Origin of the sequence: Selenomonas sp. (assembly GCF_052169755.1) — a bacterium.
Classification (GTDB): Bacteria; Bacillota; Negativicutes; order Selenomonadales; family Selenomonadaceae; genus Selenomonas.
In genome coordinates this window covers 37,069-46,722 of the sequence record NZ_JBQNBV010000002.1, presented here as the reverse complement: position 1 = coordinate 46,722, position 9,654 = coordinate 37,069, and the positions used below count along the sequence as shown (strand labels likewise).

General features: G+C 59.2%; 10 protein-coding genes. 4 read left to right on the top strand and 6 right to left on the bottom strand.

The features are described 5' to 3' along the window. Positions 1 to 9: 9 nt before the first annotated feature. Complete coding sequence (gene rbr / locus ACTTKG_RS00405; protein ID WP_442672283.1) at positions 10 to 543, top strand: rubrerythrin; 534 nt, start codon at positions 10 to 12, stop codon at positions 541 to 543. Positions 544 to 623: 80 nt separating this feature from the next. On the opposite strand, the gene ACTTKG_RS00400 is transcribed toward rbr, so the two are convergent. From ACTTKG_RS00400 to ACTTKG_RS00375, 6 genes are all read right to left on the bottom strand, one after another. Further along, a complete protein-coding gene (locus ACTTKG_RS00400; RefSeq protein ID WP_442672282.1) occupies positions 624 to 1,382 on the bottom strand; it encodes a class I SAM-dependent methyltransferase in 759 nt (252 codons plus the stop codon). Between the two features lie 185 nt (positions 1,383 to 1,567). Beyond that, positions 1,568 to 1,960 carry a cytidine deaminase gene (locus ACTTKG_RS00395; RefSeq protein ID WP_442672281.1) on the bottom strand — a complete coding sequence of 131 codons (393 nt, stop codon included), beginning with the start codon at positions 1,958 to 1,960 and terminating at the stop codon, positions 1,568 to 1,570. Next, complete coding sequence (locus ACTTKG_RS00390; RefSeq protein WP_442672280.1) at positions 1,950 to 3,383, bottom strand: thymidine phosphorylase; 1,434 nt, start codon at positions 3,381 to 3,383, stop codon at positions 1,950 to 1,952. Before ACTTKG_RS00390 ends, ACTTKG_RS00395 begins: the two co-directional genes overlap by 11 nt. Before the next feature lie 40 nt (positions 3,384 to 3,423). Continuing rightward, positions 3,424 to 3,867, bottom strand: coding sequence for an Rrf2 family transcriptional regulator (locus ACTTKG_RS00385; RefSeq protein ID WP_442672279.1), 444 nt, complete (start codon positions 3,865 to 3,867; stop codon positions 3,424 to 3,426). A gap of 97 nt (positions 3,868 to 3,964) precedes the next feature. Next, entirely contained in the window at positions 3,965 to 4,699 is a 735-nt protein-coding gene (locus tag ACTTKG_RS00380; RefSeq protein ID WP_442672278.1) for a cytochrome c biogenesis CcdA family protein, read from the bottom strand. A 10-nt stretch (positions 4,700 to 4,709) separates the two neighbouring features. Beyond that, positions 4,710 to 5,261 carry a TlpA family protein disulfide reductase gene (locus tag ACTTKG_RS00375; RefSeq protein ID WP_442672277.1) on the bottom strand — a complete coding sequence of 184 codons (552 nt, stop codon included), beginning with the start codon at positions 5,259 to 5,261 and terminating at the stop codon, positions 4,710 to 4,712. Positions 5,262 to 5,525: 264 nt separating this feature from the next. Here ACTTKG_RS00375 and ACTTKG_RS00370 point away from each other — a divergent pair, with 264 nt between their 5' ends. The 3 genes from ACTTKG_RS00370 to ACTTKG_RS00360 all read left to right on the top strand — a co-directional run bounded on the left by ACTTKG_RS00370 (position 5,526) and on the right by ACTTKG_RS00360 (position 9,580). Then, positions 5,526 to 6,653, top strand: coding sequence for a DUF362 domain-containing protein (locus ACTTKG_RS00370; protein ID WP_442672276.1), 1,128 nt, complete (start codon positions 5,526 to 5,528; stop codon positions 6,651 to 6,653). Positions 6,654 to 6,783: 130 nt separating this feature from the next. Continuing rightward, complete coding sequence (trkA, locus tag ACTTKG_RS00365) at positions 6,784 to 8,130, top strand: Trk system potassium transporter TrkA (protein WP_442672275.1); 1,347 nt, start codon at positions 6,784 to 6,786, stop codon at positions 8,128 to 8,130. A gap of 1 nt (position 8,131) precedes the next feature. After that, entirely contained in the window at positions 8,132 to 9,580 is a 1,449-nt protein-coding gene (locus ACTTKG_RS00360; protein WP_442672274.1) for a potassium transporter TrkG, read from the top strand. Positions 9,581 to 9,654 lie beyond the last annotated feature (74 nt).

The following is a 9,654-nucleotide window of genomic DNA, read 5'->3' as shown; positions in this document are numbered from 1 at the left end:
GGATTTGCTATGGAACTGAAAGGGTCACAGACGGAGAAGAATCTTTGGGCGGCATTTGCCGGGGAGTCGCAGGCGTATACGAAGTACGGCTACTATGCGTCACGCGCGAAGAAGGACGGCTTCGAGCAGATTTCGGCGCTCTTTGCCGAGACGGCGGGCAACGAGAAGGAGCACGCAAAGATCTGGTTCAAGCTCGTCGCGGGCGTCGGCACGACGGCGGAGAATCTTGAGGCAGCCGCAGACGGCGAGCACGAGGAATGGACCTCGATGTATCCCGAGTTTGCCAAGGTCGCGAAGGAAGAGGGCTTCACGAAGATTGCGCGTCTCTTCGAGGCTGTGGCGAAGATCGAGAGCGAGCACGAGGAGCGCTATCGCATTTTGCTTGCAAATATCAAGGATGAGAAGGTGTTTAAGAAGGACGAGAAGATCATCTGGCAGTGCCGCAACTGCGGCTATGTCTGTGAATCGCCGCAGGCGCCCCAGGTCTGTCCCGTTTGCAATCATCCGCAGGCGTATTTCGAACAGCTCAAGAAGAATTATTGAAAAAGCGCATCTTGCCAAAGAAAGATGGGGCTGCTGCACATTCGTTTTGTGCAGCAGCCCCATTTTTTATCCCGCGGCGGTTACAGTCGTGTGCTGATGTTTGCCACATAGCCGAGCTGGGCGGCGTGGTCGTGGAAGAAGTCGAACATCGTCGTGAACATATCGCGGTTCTCCTTCTTCATGGCGTTCGTCATGATCTTCAAAGCGCCCTTCGCTCCTTCGTCATGCAGGATGCCGGGCGGATCGAGAAGCGTCATTGCGCCGTACTTTTGCTCTGTACGGAAGGCGTGCTTTTCGATCTTTTCCTTCCAGCCTGCAAGTGTCAGCGGTTCGACATGGACGTTGATCGCTTTGGAGAGTCCGGCGATAAGTTCGTGCTGCACCTGCGGGTTCTCTTCGCGGAATACGACGTCATGCGTCAAAAGCACGCCGCCGGGCTTTAGGATGCGCGAATATTCCTTGAGGGCACGATCTTTGTCCTCGCCGATGAGCATCGTGAGCATCGCCTCATTGATGACGACGTCGAAACTCGCATCTTCAAAGGGCAGATCGAAAGCGCTGCCGCAGACGACCGAGAGCTGTTTTTCGAAGCCGTTTGCACGGATGTTTTCACGCGCCTTTTCGAGCGCCGCTTCATCCAAATCTATGCCTGTGACCTTGCAGCCGTATCGCTTGGCGACGAGGAGCATCGTCGTGCCCATGTTGCACGCGACTTCAAGAACCTTGGAGGCGGGCTGAATCTTCGCCTTTTCCAAGAGCCAGTTCGTCGCGTCGATGCCGCCCGGGCGCAGCTTCGTCTTTCCCATTCGCGCCAAAAAGGTATGTCCTGCTTCATGCATGATCTTCATCTCCTTTGTAGGATGGTCGCTTCCCTTTACTGGTTCTCATTATAAAGATAAAAGGTCAAAAAGTCAACAGTTTCCTATAAATTTTCTAGGAAACTGTTGAAAAGCGGAGAATCGACCGCCGACGGCATACTTTTAGCCGTGTAAGGAGACAGGGCAGACGCATGGGCACGGTGTTTCTATGTTTTGTTGTTGTCGAGGGAAAAGGCGTAGGGCAGAAGCTCTTCAGCGGTCACGACGCGGCTTTTTCCTGCGAGGTTGGCGAGGATGATGCGCTTGACGGCGAATTCGGCGACGACTTGGCGGCAAGCGCCGCACGGCGAACAGGGCTGCTCGCCGTCTGCGACGACGGCGAGAGCCACAAGCTCTTTCGCCCCCGCCGCGATGGCGCTGAAGATGGCGGTGCGCTCGGCGCAGTTTGTCAGACCGTAGGATGCGTTTTCGATGTTGCAGCCCAAGAAGACGCGCCCGTCGGCAGAGAGTGCCGCCGCACCGACGGCGAAGCCGGAGTAGGGGGCATAGGCGTGGGCGCGTGCCTGTTTGGCAAGCTCGATGAGCGCCTTATCGTCCATCTGTGCTGCCTCCTTCTTGGGTACGGTGCGACATGGCGGCGGCGACTTCTTCGAAGAGGGCGGCGCTCAACGCTTCTTTCGCCGTCGGCTCGTGCGGCTTTTCGGCGCTTTGGAAGCTGTCCTTCGTGACGCGCGCGAAGATCAGCGGACGCTTTTCGGGCGGCTTTGCGCTGATCGCAACGGCGCGTCTATAGCAGGCGGCTGCGGGTGCGAGGCGGCTTTCGTCGTTCGTGTAGAGCAGGGCGAGCGGTTCGTGTGCTTTTATGGCGTCGCCCGTTTTTTTCATGAGGCGGATGCCCGCCGCATGGTCGATGTCGCTGTCCTTTGTCTCGCGGCCCGCGCCGAGCATACAGGCGGCTTGACCGATTCTTTCGGCGTCCATGCGCGTGATATAGCCGTCTCTTTCGGCGAGGATTTCGCGCCGGAAGTCCGCCTGCGGCAGCCGCAATGGATCGGTGAGGCACGCTGCATCGCCGCCCTGCGCCTCGACCATAGCGGCGAAGGCGCGAAAGGCGCTGCCGTCTGCGACGGCATTTGCCGCGAGCCTTTGGCACTTTGCGAAGTCGCCGCGCCCAATGAGGCGCAGCATGTCGGCGGCGAGCGCGAGGCTGACTTCCCTAAGGTCGGCGGGGCCTCTGCCCTGCAGCACGTCCACGGCTTCGGCGACTTCGAGCGCGTTGCCGACGGCGAAGCCGAGCGGCGCATCCATATCGGTGATGACGGCGGCGGTTTTCCTGCCCGCGCTCTCGCCGATGGCGACCATAGCGCGGGCGAGCGCCAATGCGTCATCCAGCGTTTTCATGAAGGCGCCGCTGCCCGTCTTGACGTCGAGCAGGATCGCCGCACTGCCTGCCGCGAGCTTTTTGCTCATGATGGATGCGGCGATGAGCGGGATGGAATCGACGGTCGCCGTGACGTCGCGCAGCGCGTAGAGCTTCTTGTCAGCGGGCGCAAGCTCGCCGGATTGACCGATGAGAGAAAGCCCCGTCTTTTCTATGACGGCGAAAAAGTCTTCGCGCGAGAGCGTCGTCTGAAAGCCCGGAATGGCTTCGAGCTTATCGACGGTGCCGCCTGTGTGACCGAGACCGCGCCCGCTCATCTTGGCGATGCGCCCGCCTGCCGCCGCGACGATGGGGCAGACGATGAGCGTCGTCTTGTCGCCTACGCCGCCTGTCGAGTGCTTGTCCACGGTGGATGCGCCGAATGCGGAAAGATCGACTTCGTCGCCCGAAGCCGCCATAGCGAGCGTAAGCGCACGCATCTCTTCTTCCGTCATGGAGCGAAAGCAGATCGCCATGAGCATCGCTGCCATCTGATAGTCGGGAATCCTGCCCGTCGTGAAGCCCTCGATCATGGCGCGTATTTCTTCTGCGGCAAGCGGCTCGCCGCGTTTTTTCTTCGTGATGAGATCATACATACGCATAAAGATGTTCCTCCTTATCTCAAGCGAAAAAGGCACAGCACTAGGGCTGCGCCTTTTTCATAGCCGCTTTCATATCTGTGACGATATCGGACAAACGTATCTCACGGAGCTTTTCTTCCATCGCCTGCTGCACGTCGAAGAGCCTGCCGTCCAAGGCGGCATGAATCGTGCGCCCGGCGGGGCAGGCGGGATTCGGTCGCTCGTGGAAGTGAAAGAGCTTGCCGTCCTCTAAGAGCGCCGTCGCGCGGTAAACATCGTAGAGTGTGATCTCCGACGGGTTTCGCGCGAGACGCGAGCCGTTTCTGCCGCGCGCCACGCTGACAAGCTCTGCCCCCTTGAGCATGAGGAGCAGGCGGCGGACGACGACAGGGTTGACTTGTATGCTGCCTGCGAGGAAGTCGCTCGTGACGCGGCGATCATCCTCGAAGAGAGCGAGTGCCGCAAGCATGTGGACGGCAATGGTGAATCGGCTGGATATCTGCATGGGACACTCCTTTCCGACGCCGCTTGCGGCAGCGTCAAATTTTTTTCATGGAAAAGCATGGACGCGCGATAGGAAGCACGGATACCCTCGACGATTCTTACAAAGAGAATGGTACGAAAGCGGAGAGCCAGCCCATAAGGCGCAGCGTCCAGCCGAACCACATCATGACGCCGAGTGCGACGAGACAAATCCCCGCCGCTTTTTGTACCGCAGGCAGGAAGCGGTAGAGGGTGCGCACACGCTTTTCAAGACGATGCCAGAGAAGCGCGAGCACGAGGAAAGGCAGGGCGAAGCCAAGCACATAGAAGCCGAGCAGCCAAAGCCCTTCGACGACGGTCGTGCGGCTCCCTGCGTAGATGAAGATCGCCGCGAGAATCGGTCCCGTGCAAGGCGTCCAGCCGACGGTGAACGACATGCCTAGGAGAAAGGAGCCGACAGCCCCTTCGGACGAGCGGTGCAGAAAGGGACGCCACTCGCGGTAGAGAAAGCGCGGACTGATAAGCCCCGAGAGGAACAGTCCCAAGAGCGCGAGCAGCAAAGCGCCGGCTTTTTCTACGAGGGCGAGGTGTCGGGCGAGAAATTGCCCGAGTACGGTCGCCGTCGCGCCGAGCGCGAGAAAGACGACAGCAAAGCCCAAGAGAAAGAAAAAGACGTTGCGAAAGAGCATACGGCCCGCGCTTTTTGCCGATGAAGCGGGGGCGGCGCCATCCGCCGCCGTGCCGCTGGAGCCTGCGAGGATCAGCAGGAATGTCGGCAGCATCGGCAGCACGCACGGCGAAACGAAGGAAACGGCGCCGGCGAGGAACGCTGCGCCGAAAGAAATCGCTTCCAAAGAATCCCCCCTACTTCGCCGCGCGCAAGAGCGCCGTTTCCAGCTCCGCCGCCGTCGTGCCGCCGATCTTCTTCAGCAGAATCGTGCCGTCACGGTCGATGACATACGTCGTCGGGATGGCGCGGACGCGATAGATGTCCGCCGCTTCTCCGTTGAGGTCGAGGAGCACAGGCATCGTGTAGCCGTTGTCCTTGAGGAACTTGTCAACCGTATCCTTCGGCTCTTGGAGATTGATCGCATAGAATGTGACTTCGCCGTCATGCTTCTTGGCGAACTCGTTGAGTTCGGGCATCTCGGCGCGGCACGGCGGGCACCATGTAGCCCAGAAATTGATGACATAGAGCTTCTTGTCCATAGCAGCATTGATCGCGACATCTGAGCCGTCAAATGCGGTCGCCTTAAATGCCGGCGCTGTCCCTTCGACGCCCTCCATATCCGCCGTCTGCTCCGCTTTCGCTTCGACCGAATGCGAAGCATCATCCGCCTGCAGGCCGCAGCCCGACAAGAGCATGAGCGCCATGAGCGCACCCATCAATCCCTGCATCGTTCTTTTTGCTGTCAAAATAAACGCCTCCTTAAAATGATAAGATTTAGAACCAAAGTTCCATAAAAGGTTCCAGCCATCGACCTTCTGCGGGTCGGCACACAAATTCTTCTCCAATAAATTCCATAGCACTATTCTACGGAGTAAAGTTCTCAAGGTCAAGGCAAAGCGCATGAGAATCGCAGATTTCATATACTTCTCATGTGGACTATGGTATGATAGACAGGCAGGAGCTTCTTCTGCATGGGAAATATGCCAAGAGCATGAAAAGAGGTACATATAATGGCAGAGAAAGCAAAAGTTTATTTCACCGACTTTCGTACGGAAGTTGGCACGAGTTTGACGAAGAAGCTGCAGCGGCTGTGTCTTGCAGCGGGCCTCAAAACGATCGAGCTTGAGGGCCGCTTCGTCGCGATCAAGATGCACTTCGGCGAGATGGGGAATCTTGCGTTTTTGCGTCCGCAGTACGCGAAGGCTGTCGCCGATCTCGTGAAAGAGGAAAAGGGCATCCCGTTTTTGACGGACTGTAACACGCTCTATCCGGGCAGCCGCCGCCATGCGCCCGAGCATCTCGACTGCGCGAATATCAACGGCTTCAATCCGACGACGACGGGCTGTCAGATCATCATTGGCGACGGGCTGCGCGGCACGGACGAGTTGGAAGTGCCGATCAAGAACGCCATCGTATTGAAAACGGCGAAGATCGGCCGCGCTGTCATGGACGCCGACGTCTTCATCAGTCTCACGCACTTCAAAGGGCATGAGCAGACGGGCTTCGGCGGCGCGATCAAGAACATCGGCATGGGCTGCGGCAGCCGCGCGGGCAAGATGGAACAGCATTCGTCGGGCAAGGTCGGCGTACACGAGGAGCGCTGCCGCGGCTGTCGCCGCTGCGCGAAGGAATGCGGCTCGAATGCGATTTCTTATGTAGGGAATAAGGCGGTCGTCGACAAGGAGCTTTGCAAGGGCTGCGGCCGCTGCATCGGCTCGTGTACCTTCAACGCGCTCTACAACGAGGTCTGGGACGCCGCTGACATCCTCGACCGCCGCATGGCGGAGTACGCGCAGGCGGTCTGTCAGGATCGTCCGTGCTTCCACATCAGCATTGCGCGTGACATCTCGCCGCACTGCGACTGTCATGGCGAGAACGACGCGCCGATTCTGCCCGACATCGGCATGTTCGCTTCGTTTGATCCTATCGCGCTCGATCAGGCGTGCGTCGACATGGCGCTCAAGGCGCAGCCGATCCGCAACAGCAAGCTCGGCGATCACCTCGCCAAGCCCGATTGGCAGCACCATCACAATCATTTCCTCGACTCAAATCCCAACGTCTGTTGGGAAGAAACGCTCGTGCATGGCGAGAAGATCGGGCTCGGCACGCGCGACTACGAGCTTATCGCGCTGAAATGATTTGCACCGCCGCGCCGAATGGGTTAAAATAAGGCAAAGGGTGCAAAAAGCCAAGGGAAGCCCGTGCAAATTTGCACGGCGGCGGCTCCCTTGGCTTTTTTGTGCATATATCTCAAAAGGAGGAATTGCCTTGCGCATTGTTATAGTCGGTGCGGGAAAGCTCGGCTACAGCATAGCCGAGCTTCTTTCCAATGAGGAGTTCGACGTCGTGCTCGTCGATCAGGATGAAGTGCGCCTGGAAGCGGCGAAAAATACGCTCGACGTGCTGACGATCACGGCGAACGGCGCCAGCCCCATCACGATGAACGATCCCGATATCCGCGCGGCGGACATCCTCATCGCCGTGACGGCGGGCGACGAGGTCAACATGGTCGCGTGCATTCTCGCGAAGAAGCACGGCATCACGCACACGGTCGCGCGCATCCGCGACATGCAGTTTCTTTCTGAAGCGAAGGAATACCTGAAGCAGAACTTCGACATCGACCTCATGCTGAACCCCGAACTCATTACGGCGCGCGAGGTCTACCGCATCCTCATGACGCCCGCCGCGCTCGACGTCGAGGACTTTGCGAGCGGCAAGGTGCGTCTTTTCGAGACGAAGGTGACGCGCCACTCGCCCTTGGCGAACATCCCTCTGAAAGATCTCGAAATGCCTAAGGCGATCCTCGCGGGCATGATCTTCCGCGACCATCGCATGATTATCCCGCACGGCGACGACTGTCTTCTGCCGCACGACAACGCCTATTTCATCGGTGATCCCACGGAGATCGAGAAGTTCAGCGAGACATTCGTGCAGCGCGACGCAAGACGGCTCGAACACGTCATGCTCATCGGCGCGGGGCGCACGGGCCGCTTCCTCGCCAAGATGCTCGACGAGGCGGGCGTCGCTGTAAAGATCATCGACGCCAATCGCGAGCGCAGCCGCCTCGCGGCGGAAAATCTCGAAAACGGTCTTGCGATCTGCGGCGACGGCACGGACATTGACCTCTTGATGGAAGAGGGCGTCGCCGATGCTGACGCCGTCGTCTGCCTGACGGAGGACGATAAGCTGAACCTTATGCTCGCGCTTTTAGCCAAACATTTGGGGGCAAAGAAAACGGTCGTGCGCGTCGCGCGAAGCGAATACGTCGACCTCATGGAAAAGGTCGGCGTCGACATCGTTCTGCCGACGCGCCTTCTTTCCGCATCCGAAGTCCTTGCTTTCGCGCGGCGCGGCGGCGTCGTATCGGTATCACTTCTCGAAGGTGCGAAAGCGGAAGCCGTTGAGGTCATCGTGCAGGACGGCGCACCCGTCGCAGGGATTCCTCTGATGGACGCGCGATTGCCGCGCGAATGCCTCGTCTGCGCCTATGTGCGCGATGACGAAGCCGTGATACCAAACGGCGCATCGGTGCTTCTGCCCGGCGACCGAACCATTCTCTTCATCCAGACGCGCTTTGCGCAGAAGGTCATGAAGTATTTCAAGGGCAAGGACTGATATGGACACGCGCATCATCGCTTTTTTGCTCGGGCGCATGGCATTTTTGGAAGGCGCGGCGCTCTTTGTCGCTTTTGGTCTCGCGATCTTCTGGGAGGACGAGCACCCGCTCTCCTTCGGCGTGCCTGCGGCGCTCTCGTTCGTCCTCTGGCGCGTCTTTTCGCATCTCTCCAAGGGGCATCGCCGGACGATCAGCGTCACCGACGGCGCCGTATTTCTCTTCGCCGCATGGCTGTTGAACTCGCTTTTGGGCGCTCTGCCGTTCTTTCTCACGGGCGAGCTTTCCGCTGCTGACGCTTTCTTCGCGAGCGTTGCGGCGTTCACAACGACAGCGCTTCTCTTTACGCCGACGGGACTTCAAAGCTCGCTCGGCTTCTGGCAGATCTTCCAAGGCTGGATCGGCGGCATGTACTTCCTCTGCCTTTTGGTCACAATCATGCCGCAGGTCGGCGGCTGTTTCGGGCTGACGCTCTCGGCGCGGCAGGGCACGAACTTCAGCCCGCTCTTGCGGCGCATGAATGCGGCGGCGCGAAAGATGGCGCTTCTTTACGCCGCTCTGACGCTTCTTTCGATCGGTCTATTTCTGCTCGCAGGCGAGGGTTTCCTGTCGAGTGTCGTGCTCGCCCTGACCTCGATCTCTACGACAGGACTTGATCCGCGCGGCATCGTGCTGAAGGGAAGCGGCGTCACGACGGAACTTGCGGCGGAAGCCGCGATGCTTCTTGCAGGCGTGAACTTCATCCTGTGGCAGCGCGCGGCGGCGCGGCGCGATGTGCGTGCGCTCTTCTTGGACGCGGAACTGCGCTTCTTCCTCCTCGTCGTATTCCTAGGCGGCGCGGCGCTCGCCCTTTATCTCGCCGTCGTCGGCGTCTACGATGTCGAAAAGAGCATGCGCATGGGATTCTTCCACGCCATCTCGTTCGCGACGACGACGGGTTTTGCCGCTGCGCCGCTTGCCGCATGGCCGACCTTTCCTCATGCCGTGCTGCTTCTCTTGGCGACGCTCGGTTCTTCGATCGGCGCCGTCGGCGGCGGCTTCAAGGCGATGCGCCTGCTCGTGCTTGTCAAGATGGCAAAGGTGGAGATCCTGCGCACGATCCACCCGCGCATGATCGTCAACATCAAGATCGACGGCAAGTCCGTGCCGCACAAACTCCACGGCAGGATCTTGAGCTTCTTCTTTCTCTATGTCGTCGTGCTGATTCTCGCGACGCTTGGCCTCGCGCTCGCGCACATCGACACGCTGCCCGCTATGGGCTTCGCCGTCGGCTGCCTGTCGGGCACGGGAACCGTTGTGACGCTCCTCTACGGCGGCAAGGACTTCCTGCTTCTGCCCGGCTGGGTCAAGGTATTTGCAGGATTCCTCATGATCTTGGGGCGGCTTGAAATCTTCTCCTTCTTGATTTTGCTGCGGGCGGGGCTGGATCGGCTGCACAGAAGACAGTGGTGAGAAGAGCGATCTTTTCGTGAGCTGCGTCCGCATGGATCGGTCGAAAAGATTTGGCAAAATGACGGGTATTTTTG

Coding starts and splice junctions, on each gene's coding strand:
- rbr (WP_442672283.1), top strand. CDS start 10: ATGGAACTGAAAGGGTCACAGACGGAGAAGAATCTTTGGGCGGCATTT.
- ACTTKG_RS00400 (WP_442672282.1), bottom strand. CDS start 1,382: ATGCATGAAGCAGGACATACCTTTTTGGCGCGAATGGGAAAGACGAAG.
- ACTTKG_RS00395 (WP_442672281.1), bottom strand. CDS start 1,960: ATGGACGATAAGGCGCTCATCGAGCTTGCCAAACAGGCACGCGCCCAC.
- ACTTKG_RS00390 (WP_442672280.1), bottom strand. CDS start 3,383: ATGCGTATGTATGATCTCATCACGAAGAAAAAACGCGGCGAGCCGCTT.
- ACTTKG_RS00385 (WP_442672279.1), bottom strand. CDS start 3,867: ATGCAGATATCCAGCCGATTCACCATTGCCGTCCACATGCTTGCGGCA.
- ACTTKG_RS00370 (WP_442672276.1), top strand. CDS start 5,526: ATGGCAGAGAAAGCAAAAGTTTATTTCACCGACTTTCGTACGGAAGTT.
- ACTTKG_RS00360 (WP_442672274.1), top strand. CDS start 8,132: ATGGACACGCGCATCATCGCTTTTTTGCTCGGGCGCATGGCATTTTTG.